Source organism: Thauera humireducens (genome assembly GCF_001051995.2).
Classification (GTDB): Bacteria; Pseudomonadota; Gammaproteobacteria; order Burkholderiales; family Rhodocyclaceae; genus Thauera; species Thauera humireducens.
Genome location: NZ_CP014646.1, coordinates 1890984 through 1908058, shown reverse-complemented (window position 1 = coordinate 1908058; position 17075 = coordinate 1890984). Strand labels below are relative to the sequence as shown.

At 58.6% G+C, this 17075-nt stretch carries 16 protein-coding genes and 3 pseudogenes; 9 read left to right on the top strand and 10 right to left on the bottom strand.

Translation table 11 applies throughout. From position 1 onward, the window contains the following. Nucleotides 1–181 precede the first annotated feature (181 nt). Nucleotides 182–1552 carry a group II intron reverse transcriptase/maturase gene (ltrA, locus tag AC731_RS09025; protein ID WP_062450093.1) on the top strand — a complete coding sequence of 457 codons (1371 nt, stop codon included), beginning with the start codon at nt 182–184 and terminating at the stop codon, nt 1550–1552. 498 nt (nt 1553–2050) lie between these two features. Here the strand turns inward: ltrA and AC731_RS19885 are convergent, their stop codons facing one another. Next, nucleotides 2051–2488 carry a hypothetical protein gene (locus AC731_RS19885; protein ID WP_156480684.1) on the bottom strand — a complete coding sequence of 146 codons (438 nt, stop codon included), beginning with the start codon at nt 2486–2488 and terminating at the stop codon, nt 2051–2053. 289 nt (nt 2489–2777) lie between these two features. Next, nucleotides 2778–3526, bottom strand: a pseudogene (locus tag AC731_RS19550) (IS5 family transposase). Nucleotides 3527–4039: 513 nt separating this feature from the next. Here AC731_RS19550 and AC731_RS09010 point away from each other — a divergent pair. From AC731_RS09010 to AC731_RS19880, 4 genes are all read left to right on the top strand, one after another. Further along, complete coding sequence (locus tag AC731_RS09010) at nt 4040–4234, top strand: hypothetical protein (RefSeq protein ID WP_048705387.1); 195 nt, start codon at nt 4040–4042, stop codon at nt 4232–4234. Between the two features lie 199 nt (nt 4235–4433). Further along, a complete protein-coding gene (locus AC731_RS09005; protein WP_156480682.1) occupies nt 4434–4589 on the top strand; it encodes a hypothetical protein in 156 nt (51 codons plus the stop codon). A gap of 36 nt (nt 4590–4625) precedes the next feature. Further along, nucleotides 4626–4889: a hypothetical protein gene (locus tag AC731_RS09000; protein ID WP_048705382.1), complete on the top strand. Its 264-nt coding sequence runs from the start codon at nt 4626–4628 to the stop codon at nt 4887–4889. Nucleotides 4890–5007: 118 nt separating this feature from the next. Further along, complete coding sequence (locus tag AC731_RS19880; RefSeq protein ID WP_156480681.1) at nt 5008–5217, top strand: hypothetical protein; 210 nt, start codon at nt 5008–5010, stop codon at nt 5215–5217. Between the two features lie 268 nt (nt 5218–5485). Here AC731_RS19880 and AC731_RS19875 read toward each other — a convergent pair whose 3' ends face one another. The 3 genes from AC731_RS19875 to AC731_RS08990 form a co-directional block, all read right to left on the bottom strand. Next, nucleotides 5486–6265 (bottom strand): hypothetical protein, encoded by a 780-nt coding sequence (locus tag AC731_RS19875; RefSeq protein ID WP_156480680.1) that lies wholly within the window; start codon nt 6263–6265, stop codon nt 5486–5488. A gap of 482 nt (nt 6266–6747) precedes the next feature. Further along, nucleotides 6748–7506, bottom strand: a complete 759-nt coding sequence (locus tag AC731_RS19870; RefSeq protein WP_156480679.1) for a hypothetical protein — start codon at nt 7504–7506, stop codon at nt 6748–6750. Nucleotides 7507–7786: 280 nt separating this feature from the next. Next, nucleotides 7787–8407: a tyrosine-type recombinase/integrase gene (locus tag AC731_RS08990; RefSeq protein ID WP_062450091.1), complete on the bottom strand. Its 621-nt coding sequence runs from the start codon at nt 8405–8407 to the stop codon at nt 7787–7789. A 684-nt stretch (nt 8408–9091) separates the two neighbouring features. Here AC731_RS08990 and AC731_RS19865 point away from each other — a divergent pair. Further along, nucleotides 9092–9745: a hypothetical protein gene (locus tag AC731_RS19865; RefSeq protein WP_156480678.1), complete on the top strand. Its 654-nt coding sequence runs from the start codon at nt 9092–9094 to the stop codon at nt 9743–9745. A gap of 126 nt (nt 9746–9871) precedes the next feature. Further along, a complete protein-coding gene (locus AC731_RS19860; protein WP_156480677.1) occupies nt 9872–10309 on the top strand; it encodes a DUF6998 domain-containing protein in 438 nt (145 codons plus the stop codon). A gap of 553 nt (nt 10310–10862) precedes the next feature. Here AC731_RS19860 and AC731_RS08985 read toward each other — a convergent pair. Continuing rightward, nucleotides 10863–11996 carry a helix-turn-helix transcriptional regulator gene (locus AC731_RS08985; protein ID WP_048705375.1) on the bottom strand — a complete coding sequence of 378 codons (1134 nt, stop codon included), beginning with the start codon at nt 11994–11996 and terminating at the stop codon, nt 10863–10865. A 93-nt stretch (nt 11997–12089) separates the two neighbouring features. On the opposite strand from AC731_RS08985, the gene AC731_RS08980 reads away from it, so the two are divergent. Together AC731_RS08980 and AC731_RS19855 are read left to right on the top strand one after the other, a co-directional pair. Further along, nucleotides 12090–12899: a hypothetical protein gene (locus tag AC731_RS08980; protein WP_048705372.1), complete on the top strand. Its 810-nt coding sequence runs from the start codon at nt 12090–12092 to the stop codon at nt 12897–12899. A gap of 583 nt (nt 12900–13482) precedes the next feature. Then, nucleotides 13483–13710: pseudogene (locus AC731_RS19855) on the top strand (helix-turn-helix domain-containing protein); the annotation flags it as partial. A gap of 47 nt (nt 13711–13757) precedes the next feature. Here AC731_RS19855 and AC731_RS20240 read toward each other — a convergent pair. The 4 genes and pseudogenes from AC731_RS20240 to AC731_RS08960 form a co-directional block, all read right to left on the bottom strand. Beyond that, a pseudogene (locus AC731_RS20240) lies at nt 13758–13973 on the bottom strand (HDOD domain-containing protein); the annotation flags it as partial. Then, complete coding sequence (locus AC731_RS20320) at nt 13970–14101, bottom strand: hypothetical protein (RefSeq protein WP_257721761.1); 132 nt, start codon at nt 14099–14101, stop codon at nt 13970–13972. The pseudogene AC731_RS20240 and the gene AC731_RS20320, both read right to left, overlap by 4 nt. Then, the gene (locus tag AC731_RS08965; RefSeq protein ID WP_048705364.1) at nt 14098–14475 is read right to left on the bottom strand and encodes a PAS domain-containing protein; all 378 of its coding nucleotides are present in this window, start codon (nt 14473–14475) and stop codon (nt 14098–14100) included. The genes AC731_RS20320 and AC731_RS08965 overlap by 4 nt, the downstream gene beginning before the upstream one ends. 24 nt (nt 14476–14499) lie before the next feature. After that, nucleotides 14500–17013 (bottom strand): EAL domain-containing protein, encoded by a 2514-nt coding sequence (locus AC731_RS08960; RefSeq protein ID WP_048705361.1) that lies wholly within the window; start codon nt 17011–17013, stop codon nt 14500–14502. Nucleotides 17014–17075 lie beyond the last annotated feature (62 nt).

Genomic DNA, 17075 nt, shown 5'->3' with positions numbered 1-17075 from the left:
TGATCAAGGCGAAGCGGCGTAAATCCGGCGGTTGTGCAGCGAAGGAGTGCGTTCTTACCTGGGGAGATCTCGCCTTGTGCCTGAAAGGGCGACGGCGCTGAGCCGGAGCGAGAAGTCAGCAGAGGCCGTAGTAGTCGCTGGTTTGGGGCGAAGGGCCGAACGAGTAGGAGGGCCGAAGGCCGTGTCGCTCGGACGTGCAATACATCAGAAGCCTGGGAAACTGGGGCGCAACGCGAGAGGGCGAGGTGAAGCCGAGCCTGAAGCGGTGCGTGATGAAGCACGGACGGCGCGGCATGCAACTGGAAGCCCAGGGCGAGATGACCTGCTTGCGCAGGCGCTCGCGAAAGCGAACATGGAGGCGGCGTGGAAACGCGTCAAATCCAATCGCGGTAGTGCTGGAGCGGATGGGTTGTCGATTGCCGAGACGGCGGAGTACCTGAGAGCGCACTGGCCCCGGATTCGGGAATCCTTGCTCGATGGCAGCTACCGGCCTGTGCCGGTGCGCCGCGTCCAGATCCCGAAGCCCGATGGTGGGGTGCGCGAACTGGGGATTCCGACGGTGACGGATCGGCTGATCCAGCAAGCCCTGCTGCAAGTCCTGCAGCCCAGGATTGATCCGACGTTCTCTGAACACAGTTACGGCTTTCGTCCGGGACGCCGTGCGCACGACGCGGTGCTCGATGCACAGCGCTACGTGCAAGACGGTTACCGGGTGGTGGTCGATGTGGATCTGGAGAAGTTCTTCGACCGGGTCAACCACGACATCCTGATGGAACGGTTGGCGAGGCGAATCGAGGACAAGGCCGTGCTGCGGCTGATCCGTCGTTACCTCGTGGCCGGGATCATGGATGGCGGCGTGGTCATGGAGCGATACGAGGGGACGCCGCAAGGCGGACCGCTATCGCCGCTCTTGGCCAATGTGCTGCTCGACGAGGTGGATCGGGAACTGGAGCGAAGGGGTCACCGCTTCGTGCGCTACGCCGATGACTGCAACGTATATGTGCGCAGTCGCCGGGCGGGCGAACGGGTGCTGGCGGGCCTGACGAAGCTCTATGATCGACTCCACCTGAAGGTCAACGACGCCAAGACGGCCGTCGCGCCGGCCTCGCGCCGCAAGTTTCTGGGCTATGCCTTCTGGTACGGCTCAGGCGGACAGGTCAAGTGCAGGGTGGCCGACAAGGCGCTCAAGACCTTCAAGCAACGCATTCGGCAACTCACACGTCGCTCGGGTGGGCGCAACCTGTCCGAGATTGCCGAACGACTGCGGGCCTACATGCCGGGCTGGAAGGCGTACTTCCAGCTTGCGCAGACACCCAAGGTGTTCCGCGAACTCGACGAGTGGATCAGGCACCGGCTACGTGTGGTGCAGCTCAAGCAATGGCGTCGGGGCACAACGATGTATCGGGAGTTGAAAGCGATGGGCGCTTCGGAGACGGACGCCCGCAAGGTGGCGGCGAACAGTCGGTGCTGGTGGCATAACAGCCGCATGCGATTGAACCGCGCGCTGCCTATCGCCTACTTCGACCGTCTCGGTGTGCCTCGGCTCTCATAACCTCAACGACTCGAACCGCCCGGTGCGGACCCGCATGCCGGGTTGTGTGGGAGGGGAACGGTCAGGAAACTTGGCCGCCCCTATCCCGATTGCGTGGATTTGTAGGTCTCCGACCACCGATTTGCGCATGGATCGCCGAGCGGGGAGCCTTCGGCTGTGTGCGACATCGGTGAGTGGCTGGTGATCGGCCTCAGCTGCCGGTGGCTCGATGGCGCAGTCAGGCAGCAATGTGCTGGTCACCTGCCGTTCGAGCGTCAGGCGAGGGCGAACGGCAGCTTCCCCATTCTGCCAACTGGAAGTACCGACCCGTAAGAGACATTCGTGGCCTCGCTGGCCCTGCGGCGGTTTTCTGAGCGAAGCCGTCGCAAAGAGTCGTGGCTGGCTGCGAGCCGCTCGACCTTTGCTGCTATTCGACTGGCACAGTCAATCAGACAGCAATAATCTAGAAGCTTGGCGTCCAGCGTAGCATTTTCGTTTGTAGGGCAGAATCGGTTTCTGCTAATTGATCGGAGGAGGAATAACATCCTCGTCTGAGTATCCGCGGTCGCGCGCTTCGTAGATTAAGGATTCAATTGCTGATGTAATTGCTTTGTTCTCATCCTCGCGAGCAACCATTGCCCAAGATTCAAATGCCTTCGGGAGATTGTTGAGAAATTTATATGCATAAGCTAAGTCTTCCCATGTCCAAGGCTCATTGAATGCGAGTCCTCCGATACCGCCATCGATGTGCCAGCAATCATCAAGCTCAAACGTTCCTGATGTCCGTAAAGCAGTCTCGATGATCCCGATGATCACCTCTTTTGGCTTACCCAGAGCTTGATTTATTGCAGCGACTGCCACCCATACCTCGTTTATTGCAAAAGCTTGTGCTGCGCGTTCAGCAAGGTAAGTATCTGCTGCACCGAAGTCACTCGCATTCCAAAGCGCCCAGCCCATTTCCTCGAAAGAAAATTCGCTCGACTCGTCTGGCTTGAATTCTGCCGCATGATCCCAAGCGTATAATGCCTCGTAGTGCTCTTTTTGGTAGTGGAGTTCTTGCGCGACTTCTGTCCAGTAGCTTTGTTTTGCGGGCGCTGTAAGGGAAAGAAGGTCAACTATCGGCGTGCTATCGCCCGAAAGCTGTCTTCGATACAGTGCGTTCCTTACGTCTGTTACGGCATCGCGTTTATCCTCGTCATAAGAGCGATTTGTCCCTAAAGGTCCGTAGTCTCCTTCTAGGTCCTGTTCACATATAACGATATGAAATCACCGCACAAACGATTCGCACGAATGCCATGTAGCTGCATGCGAGCTTGTCGTAGCGTGTGGCGATCCGACGGTAATGCTTGATACGGTTGAAGAAGCGCTCGATCAGATTTCGCGCGCGGTACGCGCAGCGGTCGTAGTGCCTGGGGGTAATGCGGTTGGATCGAGGCGGGATGACTGCTTGGGCACCGGATGCTTCGATACTCATGACCAAGGCGTTGGCATCGTATCCTTTGTCGGCAACCAAGCTGGCGCACGGCATATCGGCAATCAAATCGTGCGCACACTCGATGTCGGCGACCTGTCCTGCGCTCAGAATCATGCGCAGCGGTTTGCCCAAGGCATCGACGGCAAAGTGCAGCTTGGTCGTCAGGCCTCCACGCGAGCGCCCCAGCGCCTGCGGTCCTACTTTTTTTGGGCGCCTGAGGCGTGCTGGTGGGCGCGAACGATGGTCGAATCGATGAACACCCGCCCCAGATCGCGCTCGCCGGCCAGTGCGAGGGCGACCCGATTCCAGACGCCTGCATCGCGCCAACGCGCAAAGCGTACATACGTCGAATGCCAGTTGCCGAACTCGGGCGGAAGGTCGCGCCACGGACTGCCTGTGCGTGCCAACCAAAGGACCGCCTCAACGAACAGCCGGTTGTCTTTGGCCGAACGCCCTCTATCGCCGGGCTTGCCGGGTAGAAGCCCTTCGATTGTCTGCCACTGTTCATCTGTCAGCACCATCCGAAGCATCCCGATCTCCGCCCAAAGATCAGGATGTAAACACAAATCATCAAATGTGAACAGCCCCTAGGTTTTCGGTTAGGTTGCCTGAAACTTCTGAGGGCAGGTCTTCGCAGTCGTCAATGTCCATTTCGCATATCTAGAAAGTAGCAGTGTCACTAAGCATAACTCGAGCGCTTGGCGGCCTGTAGGAAGAAGGGCGGTCGTACAACTGAGCAGGCTCTCGGTGAATTTATACGAAAGAGATATTGAGCCGTCGAGCATGATGGTAATAGGTGTGCTTCACTCAAGCGAGTCGCTAGTCGTCTCTGTAGTTGACATAACTCGTCCGTCAACACCTTGTAAGAGCACTCAGTCGGATAATAGGCCCATGACATGCTGTAGAGCTTGAGAAACATGAGCAAGCATGACTAGGCAGCGGAGTTGTGGGAGTCTGATTGGTGCTCAACTGTTCGAATTGGTGCCAATTTACCCGTCACGGTCAAGCAGCAGCGAGAGAAGGAAGAGTAGGTCATGAACAAGGGCGAACGCACACGCGCGCAACTCATGGCGGAGCATCTCAAGGCAGATCAGGCTCGGTTGATCGAGAAGGGGGTACTGCCTCCGAACATCGTGCGGCAAACGGTGAAGTCGGCGGACAAGGAAACGCCGGAGCAGCGCGAGCAGCGACGTGCGGCGATCGAGAAACTGCGGTCATTTTTGGACTGAGAGGGGCGATATGGGAGGCAGGAGCAAGGTTGGCGGGCGGACCACTGGGCGAGTTCTACCGCTCACCCCATCCAAAAACGCTGTTCTCACGCAGTTTCCTGAAACAGCGCGACGGTTGGGGGCGTATCTCGATCTGTCGGACGCTGAACGCGCTGCGCTCAAGCTCATCGAAGATCAGTGTCGGCGGGAGCTGGAGAAGATGAAGCAGGCCGACTTGCAGATTCGCGAACGAGTGAAGTTGTGGGATGCCTGTTATGCACGCAAGTGCACCGAGCGGATCGAGCTTGCGCACAAAAAATCCGGTTTCACTGACTGGATGCCACGCGCACCGGGCAGTGCGTTCAAGCCGAAGTGAATATCGATATAGCCTAGATAAATGGGAGGAGAGGAAATGGCACAGCACGGCGACTACAAGGAAATCATCGTCGAGTCGTACAAGGCGACGAGTACTAGCGGATTGCATGGCGATGTACATATTCGGCCTGCACCAAATCAGTTCTACTCGCAGGCACTAAAGGTCGAATGTGCGAAGCGCCTGAGCCGAGACTACCCCGTGGGTACGCGTTTCAAAATTCGCGTCAAGCTCACGGACAGGGAGGGGGAAGGAGAGTACTTGTACAGCTACTTCGGATGGCCTGTTGAAGTTTTGAAGTGACTCGTTGGGAAGAATAAACCCTTCTGTCTGATCTTCGGACGCCACCCCCAGCAGCGACGCTACTTCAGCCCCGTCTTTCTTTCCGCATTCTGGAAAAAAAGGATAGGGAACTGACCGAATGGCTGCAGCCCAAGTGGAGCTGCCGTTCGAGCGGCAGCTCTTCCTGCAGGCCGAACGGCGGGTCGTGGCCGGACTGAGACTTTCGGCCCCTCCTGCGCGGGAACGCTGCGAACCAACTGCGACCGTCTCGACCCGACCCGATGCCGCCATCGGAGCCAGCCGAAAACAGTCGGTGAAAATTCTGTCTCTTTTAATTCCGAGCGGGTGAATGGGCTCCAAAGACGGTGAGTATGGCCGGGTCAAGGGCGGGCCGAGCCCGGCAAAGCGAACCCTCGATGCTGAGAGCATCATCCCTACGCTTGATGGCCTGCGCCAGGAAAAGCCCAGCGCCGCCTGCCCCCGAGCTCGTCCGGCCGCGAGTACCGCCCCGTTTTGGGGCTGAGTTAGGGGGGACACTCTCACCCGCCATGACGAAACCTACCCTCTAAGCATGCATGGACCACTCGCTTTTTCAAACGAACCATTCTCTGGGCCGGTTAATATTTTCCGACCCGAAGACCTGCTGAAAAATTCTCGAATGTATTACGTTCTTTTTCGAAGCCCATCTGCGCAGCGTCAGGTGACGTTGCGCCCGTGAGGCACGTAATTGTATAAACTCTTCCAGGACGTGAATGCGAAAAAAGCTCTCCACGAAAATGCAGAACAGCATTCAAACTCGGACTGAATGAATGGTAGGTGTAGTTGACCAAATGACCGAGATACGCTCCACGGCGGGTTTGCTGGACGTTCAATACCTTCGCATCAATGCCTAAAGTTCGTAGGCGATCCTCAAAAAATGAAGCGGGCAACTGTCGTAGATTCTCTTGCTGGTCTACCCCTTTTTGACTGGCGCCTGTTGTGCTTGGTGAATGCAGAACGACAACGTTACAGTTGCCAATATATCCGTTACCCTTGAACCCATACATGAATCGTACTTCCGGAGAGGGGCGTTCCTGTGGAAGCCATTCGCTCGGCCTGGTGACCGAGATGCCGTACTGGGCGTCGTCATTGACAATTTCGCCCGTTGGCTTGAACTTGCTCCAGTCAACCGCATCCTCATTTTCTTGCCACCCGCCCCCCGCGTTTGCTGGCTTGTTGTTTGTGTTGGTGACCCTTGGGTATTGCTGATGGCACAGCATTACACGCTGCCTGACCCCCGCGTCTGTCGGCACTTCACTAGCCTCAGTTAGACATTCCACTCTCGCTTCATCTACTGATTTTTCGCACCCAGACAATAATGTTAGGGCAACGACAAATATGCCGATGCTTGCTTTCATCAGAATCTCCAACAGCTAGATTTAAAACCTTATTAAGGGTTTCTGTGAACCTGTTTTTGGCTTAAGCATGAAAATAACCTAGTCATAACGTAAACTCATATTCGCCGTTTTGTCCATTGGCATGTACGTTAGCTGCGATCAACCTGCAAAGATTCTCAGGCTTTCAACAATACAAGCCAGCCCCGATGAATACCCCTCATAGTGGCTTTATTTCGAAAAATGACGCCGCCTTGCAATACTACCTCTCGTGGCATCGGATTGCCAAGGCGAGATAAGGGTAATAGGCATCGACCGGGATGTGTTCTTCCTGTATCACCTAACAAAAACGAAAACAAACACTGACGCAGCGGCCGCGATCTTAAGATCGCGTCTCACAGATTGAGAATGTAGATTTCGTCCCGAATTGCCTACGCATAGCGTGAGAATTCAGCGGAGGTAAATGCGCAGCTGTTTGTTGATCTGCTCCGGTGCCGGGTTAGGACTTACTCCCATAGGTCGTTAAGCGCCAAGTGTTCGGAACCGGATGAAGTGATTCGCACAATAACAGGACCGTGCTCGACGAGAAGCGTGTCAAAGCCAGGTTTTTTTCCCCATTGATCATGGAGCAGAGGTTGAAGGCATGCAACAGCAGTGCTGAGATTGATATTTGGGAGAGGCAGATTGTCGTAGATAGCCAGCCAGTTTTGACAATACTTGGCAAAGTCGGCGCGTTCGAGTTTGGTGAGCTTCGAATCAACGACACTCCGAATGAATAGAGCCCACTCCTGTTCTGGTCGATTACCCGCCCAACCCATCGAACTCAGATTGCTCTGTTGCAGCAAATTGCGCATGTCGTTGACGGTCATTGCTGGCGCACCCCAGCGAAAATGAGCTGGTTCAAGAAAAAGCTCGGGAAACTCTCGCTCGGCGAGCGCGCAATAGGCTGCGTATTGTTGCGAGATGGCCTCGGTTATCTCTACTCCGATCTGTCGGCCGTTGGACTGAATGAGGCTATCTGGTCGATCACGATGCATCACCGATAGCGGAAATTCGAGCAGGTTATATTTCGTGAGCGTGGATAGGAGCCGTGAAATTGTCCATGTCTCAGCATGGTCCGTCGTTCGCCCATCAGTCCGAGCCGGAACGGAAATGTCGATCCTTCGAAGCGTGGCGAGCAAATCATCGGGGTTCAAAGCGGCGTGAATGTGGACAGGCATATCTGTGAGTTCGAAATCTGCTTTCTGGCGACAGTTCTGCCGCATGACGTAGAAGTGGGAAATAACATGTTCTGCAAGTTACGGTTTAGAAGCAGAAACCTACGCGCAAGCCAACATAACGGGACACGGAAAGCAGCAGCGGTCGGCATAGCGCGGCGATACGATCCATTTGGCATGTAGGCGCAGAGCATACAGCCTCGACTGGATGGCCGCTATCTGGTGCGGGTGGTGAGTGGCTGCTTCTGGCCGATAGTACCCTCTCAGCATCATCACCGTAAGCAGCCGCCCGCCGGCAAAAGGCGCTTGGCGGGCAGCCGCGCCGGGTTCAGATCTCAGTCTGCTCAGAGATCTCCAAGGCATCATCGACCTCGATGCCCAAGTACCGCACCGTCGACTCGAGCTTGGAGTGACCCAGTAGGAGTTGAACGGCCCTCAGGTTCTTCGTGCGCTTGTAGATCAATGTCGCCTTCGTGCGTCGCATCGAGTGCGTACCGTAGGCGGACGGATCGAGGCCGGCGGCCACCACCCAGTGCTCGACGATCCTCGCGTACTGACGGGTAGAGACATGCGGTGAGTCGTGCAGGCGGCTCGGAAAGAGGAAGTCTTCCGACCTCAAGGCGGCCTTTGCGATCCAGGCAGCCACGGCCGTGCGCGTCGGCTCGGTCAGTTCGAACTGCACAGGCCGATGCGTTTTCCGCTGCACGACCATGGCGCGTGAGAGCACCTGGTTTCCATGCGTCACGTCGCGCACCCGCAGGCTGACGAGGTCACACCCTCGGAGCTTGCTGTCGATCGCGAGGTTGAACATGGCGAGGTCGCGCACTTCGTGCGCGTTCTGCAGATGAATACGGATGGCCCAGATGTCTTTGGGTTTGAGCGGCGCCTTCTGGCCCACCAACTTCCCCTTGTTCCAGGCTTCCCGATGCGGGTGTTCACGGGTTTCCATGACAGGCTCCTTGCTGTTGATCGGAGTCTGATTCTTGAGCCCGTGGCGTGCGGCGGCTATCGGGGAAGATGCCCACAGCGTACTATCGGCCAGGAGCCGCCGGTCACCGCCCGATCCGGATAGCGGCCATCTAGGCGACGCGGTATGCTCTCAGCCTATGTTCCACATCGGTCGCATCACCCCACTATGACGTCGGCTGCTGCTTTTCTAGCGATGCGGCGATGTCATGACTGGCTGCCGCATAACCGTCCAAGGCAAAGTCGGAAAAGTCGCTTATCAGAACGGCCGTGCCGCTGAGACAATTGATCGGTAGAAAATAAAACGGAGGCAAAAAGGTAAGGGTGTGGCCAAGAATGCGTTAAATATGAGGTTTAAAATGACTACAGTAAGAATTGAGATCCCAGGAATTCCACACGGTCATGGACTTTCCTTCAAGAAGGGGGTCGCTGATGGTTTGCTCGACTGCCGAGACAATGAGGCAGCCACACACGAAACCCACTCAGCGAGCTACCAGCGCGGCGTTATGGTTGGTGCTGAACTGAAGCGCGAGATCGCCAAGCTCGTTAACCAATAACGATTAACGTTAGATCGTGGCTCGCTTCGGGATCACGATCTAACGTTAATCGTTGGGCGCCACGGTTCACAGTTGTCCGTCAGCCCGATTGGATCCACAAGGAGTCATCAATGAGTCTCAAGGCCGTGGCTATGGTGTGCGGGCTAGCTGTATTTTCATTTTCTTTCGCGGACGATTCGTTTGAATCGATCGCTGGGTTCCGCTTGGGTCAAGACTGCACAGGGTCGAAATTCACGAAAAAGCAATCCGAGGCACGAAACCCCGATGATCCAGTTGACGCGATTGACGTTTTAAGAAACCAGCACCAATCTAAAACTACCGGAGGTCATACAATCTATGTCTCTTGTAGCATTATCGACAATAAGATTGACCGTATCTATTTAACGTCGACAGACTCAGATGCTATTTTAAAAATCAAATCCTCGTTGCAAGAAAAGATGGGGCGAGCTCCAGATGGTAAGGACAGCATATACTCTAAGCCTCAGCGGCTCCTTGGACTAGCAATGGATGGCCACAAAATGGAGTTCGAACATTGGAATTTATCAGGAAATCGTAAGGCGACGGCATACACGCAAATTACTCAACCATATGGCTCAAATTCAATATCTGATCTCAAGTGGAAAGGTGGAATCGAACTTTCTTATTCAAACGCCAGCGATGCAGAGTGGAAACACCTTAAACAGCTAGGCATGATGTCTTCGAAACAGAGGGAGAAATTGGATGAGGAAGTTCAAAAAGAAAATATAAAGGGTCTTCTTGAGTGAAATCTTTTCGATTACGCGATATTGCCAATCTTTTCTTGCTTTTGCTTTCCTGAGGCTGCTTGGCTGCAAAGCGGCTAAGCAGCCATGTGTTTTTAACGTTGGGTGTCAAAGGGGAGCCCCGTTCCGATGACTGACGAACAGATTGCGGCGATTGGCGAATTTTTCACCGCCACAGATCGTCTTAAAAAGCTTGAAATCATTCGGTCGGACCGCTATCTCGGAGACATCGCAGAGTTTATTGCAAAGGCTCAACTTGGCATGGCAATGACCTCAAGCCTACGAGAACCTGGGCACGATGGTTACATCGACGGGAAAAAGGTTCAAGTCAAATTCAATGGCGGAAAAAGTATTACGATAGACGTCGGTGATCCGACAGCCTACGACGATTTGATTGTGATTCTCGGCCCCAACAGCGTAATGCGTGTGGCTGACTTATCCGAGCCATATGTGGTGTATCGCATTCCTAGTGAAGTAGTAAAGCGGAAGCGTCCGCATCGGGATGGAAAGCTTCGCTTAGCTAAAGGCGATCTTCTTGTCCAGTATCGTATTCAGATCTCAGCATAGAGTCCTACTTGACAGTCCACACGAACGCTGCGCGATAAAGCCGCCCGGCGAAGATGCCGTCTAGTTTGAACGACAGCTTTCCCAAGAGCCCAAAGGCAGGATTGGGTCGGTACTTCCAGTTGGCAGAATGGGGAAGCCGCCGTTCACCGTCGCCTGACGCTCGAACGGCAGATGAACAGCACATTGCTGCCTGACTGCGCCATCAACACACCGGCAGCTGAGGCCGATGAGCACTCATTCGGTTGTCGTTGGTGCAACTGCTCTTCTCAGAAAACAGCCGTTGGGTACCGAGAACATGAACGTCTCTTCGGGGTTGGGTCGAGAGACGCGCGCTTGGTCCGGCGCCGCCTGGTGACCCACGAAGATCGATGGTCCTGATAGAGCTAGGTTCGAACGGCGCTTACCCTCAGAGCATGGGGTTATGATGGGCGCAGAAGCCCTAACCCGCACGTTTTTCCCTTAAATTCCTCCGACTACGTTCGATGCCGGCGATGTATTGCTGGCTTTTGCATCAGCACGCCAGCCTCCAAGGCTTGAGATCAAGGACAGGGGATCACTGAGGGGCGGCCGTCGTAATGCATCGAGCGAGCAACACCACGGCTTGCGCCTGCCGATGCGTGCCTGTTTTCGAGAGGATGCGCTTGAGATGCGTGCGCACCGTTCCAAGGCCTATGCCCATCTGCATCGCGATGACTTCCAGTGACTGTCCTCGTCCCAGAGCGCCAGCGACGGCCGCTTCCGTGCGCGTGAACCCAAACAGCTCACGCAGTCTGGCCACTTCGAGTGGCGCTTCAGGGTCTCGGACGAAAATCAGCACTGCTGGGCGCTGCTCACCAAAGGCGACGCTTGCAGGTCGCAAGGGAACAACTTCCAGCGCCAACGGCAGCTGCTGAGGTCGGGGGATGAGTAGGTCAGACCCTGGCGTGCCTAAGCCGCCGCGCGCGGTTTCCAACGCAGCGCGGATCAGGGCTGTCAGCTTGCCCTGCAGGGCTGGATGGTGAAATGAAAGCCGTCCGCCGATCACAGCAAGGTGCTTCGGGTTTTGACGCAGCAAGGTGTCGGCAAGTGGGCTTGCCTGAAGGATGTGGCCGTCAGCATCCACCACGAGGACTCCGCTATCGAGCCGGTCGAGTGCCTGCAAGGCCACTGAATGCTGATGGGATAGTCCCGCAAATCGCTGACCGAGCCTAAGCGCACGTTGAAGGTGCGGCAACACCAAGGCCGCCTGCCGGCGCTCTAGGTCTGAGTAGCTTCCGGCATCTCGCGGCCGATGAATCCCCAGGACGCCGACTACACCGGGCGCTGTTGGAAAGACGGCTCCCAGCATGTGGTGGATACCCAGATGAGACAGCCACTCTTGATAGAAACCACTGCGAGCCTGCTCTTCGGATGTCACCAATTCCTCGTCAGTGATGATGCGCGACATCCCGTAGGCCACAGAGCGCTCCACCCAAAGATCACGTCTGTGCCAGTCATCAGCCCATGCCTGGTCGCGTTCGGACACCACGAGGTTACTGGTGCACTCCAGCAGGCTTACCTGGCCACCGCCTCCATGCAGCTTGAGCACTGTGCTGGTCGAACCCAAGGCCTGCGCGATTTGCGATGCGGTCCCCGGCCAAAGGGCAGGGTCCATCGCGGCATCGTAGAGACGCGCAACGAGCGCTGAAAGGCGGGATTCACGGAACATGGGGAATTGCCTGATTCCTACCCTATTTGGGAGACGAGTTCCTATTCATAACGTATCACAATTCTCAGGACGACTTTCCAATAGGAGCTACGCATGAAAAGCGTTCTGTTCGGTCGCTCCATCTTATGGGCGTTTGCGCTCGCATGGGCTGCACCAGTGTTGGCGCAGACTGTCACACCCTTGGCCAAGATGGACATTGCAGGCGTGCGTATCGGCATGACCGAGGCTGAGGTGGTCAAGGCCGTTCAGGCCTTCGATTCCAGCGCGGAAATGACCAGTAGGTCGGTCGCCTACTTTCCGTATTTCGACGGGATCAATGACCTGCAGACTCCGGAGTTCCTGGATCAAATCAGCTTTCGGACGGCGGATGCGGGTATCGGTGTGTGGTTCGCTTCGCCGCCATCCGAGCCACGTGTATTTGCCGTCATGCGTCGAGGCAGTCCGGCTCAGCCCCCAAGCAGCGAACAGATGCTTTCCGCGCTGACGGCCAAGCACGGTCAGTTCAACGTCCGCTCGGCGCCCCGAGCGGGAGGTGGTGTTGTTGTGCATTGGGATGAGGAGGGCAGGGCGCAGTGCATCGTGTCGAAGGAGCGCAACGGCCAGAGGGGCCCATCATCGAACGCCATGGGAACCTTGGTTCCGCCGAATGCGGTCAAGGTACTTGAGCAGTATGCTCGGCAGGATGTCTTTCGCGATGCCCTTGGCGCGTCGCGGGACGCTTCAAAGTGCGGTACCGTCCTTCGCTACGAGTGGGGGAGTGAGCCTGTCCGCAGTTTCGAGGCTTGGCTGGTCGATCAGGGGGGCATGGTCACTGCGAACCGTAAATCGATTCAGTGGGTGGAGCAGTTGAAGGCGGAAGCTGTTCAGAAGCTACAGAGTCGAGGAATGGCCCCCAAGCTCTGACAGCAAGAAGCTCCCAATGCTGACTCGGTTCGCGAAGTACGGATTCGCTCACGGGGAGAAAGGAAAGTGCGTCGCCCCAGACGAGTTGGAGGCTCCTACTCCGGGCCCGGAGTAGGAGCCTGAAAGCATTCGTGACGAGGCCATGTTCGATCCTGGCTGCCGCGTGAGTTCGGGCGATCTCCCCGAACGTGGCCAGAATCGTTGCGGCGACCAATAGGTGAGACCCTTGCCGTTGCTGAGCTTCGCCGCTGCAGGCTGCCTTGATGGCCTTCTTCGAGTAGCCTTCGCCTTCGGCGTTCTCATTCTGAATTTGCTCGCGCGGGAAGGAATGGATACCCATGCATCGAGTCGTTGCAGTCCTCTATGGCGTTGCAGGTCTCTGGTTTCTGCTGCTGGCCAGTCCTCGATCTCTCGGAGAAGCCGCCGTCAAGTACGCGTTTGCCGCGATCTTGCTGTTCTTTGCATACAGGCGTTTCCGCGCCTCCTCGACAAACGCGGCCGAGTATGTCAGACGCGAAGAGGGGACATGGCTGCAGTTACTAACGTTCCCGTAAGTAGTGTCATGTGAGCGATAATATGCCCCATGAAATGCAAACGACCTTCCGACGGCCGTGCCCTCGATCATCACACCTTGCAGGTGATGCGGCAGCAGGCTGTCAAAGCAGTGCGTGAGGGGCAGACAGTGCAAAGCGTCGCGGCGGCGTATGGCGTGAATGAGCGCAGCGTTTTCCGGTGGCTCGCCGACTTTGCCAATGGCGGGCAGAACGCATTGCTGGCCAAGCCGATTCCGGGGCGCCCCAGCAAACTCAGCACCGTGCGCAGGCCGAGTACGGTGATCGCCTCGGAGACCGAGCGGACCTGCCTGCCTCGTCCGTAGAACGACGAGTTGGCCAAGCGCAAGGTCTTGGCAGCCAGCGCCTGGTCGCGGGAGATCTTGGCGGCGTACTGCGAGGTGCCGAGTTCCTCATGGCCCAGCGACGTGATCAGATCGAGCACGACCGAAGGCAGCGGGGGCAGATCGCGCAGCGCAGCAATCAACTCGTCGCGGGCGATGTGGTGACAGGCCGTGGTCATCTTGGCGCCTCCTGCCGATAGCGCTGCACGATGTGCATCTGCGGATGCACCCGCCCGTCGCGCAGGCTGTGACGGAACAGGTGTGTCAGCGCCACCGGCGGCGCATCGTGAGTTGTGGGGGCGGTCATGTCGACGCTCCGGCTTGCGGCAGCAACACCATCAGGCGGCCGCGCGCCTTGCCGCTCAACAGCTGGCTCATCGCCCACCAGCGCCGCCTCGCCAGCATCACCGGCATGGAGGCACCTTGCAGCAGGTGCTGGAAGGTTTGCGGCAGCAGCTCGGTCGCAGGTCGGCCCAGCAGGTCGCCCTCAAGTCCGAGCAAGGCCTGGGCTGGCGCGTTAGCGAATACCAGCAGGCCTTCGTCGTCGACGCCGAACACAGGCACCGGCACGGCATCCAGCAGTTCCTGCGCCGCCTCGCGGCTGCCGACCTCGCGCTCGTTCTTCTCGCGCTCGTTCTTCTCGCGCTGCGCACTCAGCAGCGTCTGCAGCCGCTGGTTCAAGTCAGCCAGTTCCCGGTTGGCAGCCTACACCTCCCGGTCGAGGCGGCGGTTCTGGTCGGCCATCTCCTTCAACGCGAAGGCCTCGCGCAAGTGCGTCCGCAGCTGTTCGTCGTCCCAGGGTTTGGCGAGAAACTTGTAGATCGCCCCCTCGTTGATCGCGTCGGTGATCGACTGCAGCCCGGTGTAGCCCGACAGCACCATCCGGATCGTTTCCGGGTACAGCTGCCTGGCCCGGCGCAGCAGCTCGACGCCGGTCATGCTCGGCATGCGCAGGTCGGACAGGATCACGTCGACCTCGTGCCGTGCCATCAGCTGCAGCGCCTGCTCGGCGCTGGTGGCACTCAGCACGCGCCAGCCTTCGGCGCGCAGCAGCCGGCGCAGCGCGGCGACGATGTTCTCCTCGTCGTCGACGAGCAGCAGGGTGCGCTCGCGCGACCGCCGCCCCAGCAGCGCCGGATCGATCTGCCGGCCTTCTCGCAGCATCGTTTCGACCGCTGCCGCCGGCAGTGCGGCACTGAACCAGTAGCCCTGCATCTGGTCGCACTGGTTCGCGGCTAGCAGGGCCGCCTGGCCTTCGCTTTCGACGCCTTCGGCGAGTACCTTCATCTGCAGCTGGTGCGCCATCGTGATGATGGCGCGCGTGATCGACACATCTTCTGCCGGGGCAGTGGCGTCGGGCACCAGCGAGCGGTCGATCTTGACCACGTCCACCGGCAGCCGGCGCAGGTAACTCAGGCTCGAGTAGCCGGTGCCGAAGTCGTCGAGCGAGATCTCGACGCCGAGCGCTCGCAGCGCTCGCAGGTGTTGCACCGCCTGATCGAAGTTGGTGATCAGCATGCTCTCGGTGACCTCGACACCGAACAGTCGCGGGTTCAGGCCGCTCGCGGCGAGCTGGCCTTCGATGCGCCGCGCCAGGTCCGGCTGCAGCAGCTGGCGCGCCGACAGGTTGACCGCCATGCGCAGCGGCAGCAGCCCGGCACGCTGCCAGGCCGCTGCCTGCTCGACGGCGCGACGCAGCACCCAGTCGCCGATGGCGACGATCAGGCCGGTCTCCTCGGCGATCGGGATGAAGCGATCCGGCCCGATGCGGCCCAGCGTCGGGTGTTGCCAGCGCAACAAGGCCTCGACACCGACGATGCGGCCATGCACCAGGTCGACCTGGGGCTGGTAGTGCAGTTCGAGCTGCTCGTCGCGCAGCGCCTGCCGCAGCGCTGTCTCCAGCGCCAGCCGTGCAGGGTCTTCATCGTCCGGTGCGCCGGCATAGACGCAGATCTGGTTGCGGCCCAGCAGCCTGGCCTGGTGCAGGGCGGCGTTGGCGCGGCGCACCAGGGTGTCGGCGTTGTCCCCATCGGCGGGCGCCGTGGTGATGCCGATGCTGCAGGTGAGATGGATCTCGTTTCCCTCGATCGCCATCGGCCGGGCGATGCCGTCGAGCAGCGCCTGCGCCGTGTGCATCGGCGGCACCGACGAGGTCGGCAGCACGACCACGAACTCGTCGCCGCCGCTACGCGCCACCAGGTCGATGGTGCGCACGGTGGCGGTGATACGCTGTGCCACTTCGCGCAGCACGGCATCGCCGATGTGGGTGCCGAGACCGTCGTTGATACGCTTGAACCGGTCGAGCTCCAACACCAGTACCACGGTCTGGGCGCCCGTCTGCAAGGTTGCGCCCAGGCGCTCGAACAGCAGCTGGCGGTTCGGCAGCCCTGTCAGCTCGTCGAACTGCAGCAGTTGCCGGATGCGGCGCTCGGCGGCGCGGCGTTCGCGCAGGTCTTCGATGCAGACATGGGAGAAGGACGTGTCGCCGCTTGTCACCAGGCTGACGGAGACATCGACCGGAATCTCATGGCCGTCGTGGTGGTGGACGCTGGACTCGAAACGCAAGGAGCCGCGTTCACACAACTCGTGCCAGCGCTGCGGCCACTGCGTCTCGTCGATCTGGGTGTCGATGTCGGGCACACGTAGCCGAAGCAGTTGCTCGCGCTCCAGGCCCAGCAGCCGGCAGGCGGCGGCGTTGACATCGCGAACGGCGCCGTCCGGCCCAACCTGGAGCAAGGCGTCGTTGGCCTGTTCGACGGCATGGCGGGTCAGCAGCAACTGGCTCTGCACCTTGTCTCGCGCGCTCACGTCGCACGCAGAAGCGATCAGCCAGGCCACACGCTCGTCGGGACCGAAGAGCGGCAGCAACGAGAAGTCCATCGCCAGCGTGTCGCCGCTGCGGGTGGCGATGCGCACGTCGAAGCGCGAGGCCTCACCCCGCGCTCCACTGACTAGCGCCTGTCGCAACCGTAGCTGCGACAACTCGGAGCTCTGCCACCAAGGGGTGGCTTCGAAGCGCTGACCGAGCACCTGCGCCGGCGTGCTGCCGATGGCCCGCAGCGCGGCCTGGTTGGCGTAGCGCAGCGTGCCGTCGGCATCGAGCAGGCCGGCAAAGACCGAGGGACCCAATCGGTCCAGCACCTCGTGCAGAGAGCGTTCGGAGGCGGGTGGCACGCGGTGGGCGCTCACCAGCGTCAGCGCGGCATCGTGATGCGGCATACGCAGATAAGGGTGGGTTGAACATGCCCTCAGTCTGCCTAGCGGCCTGCGCCGGTGGTGTG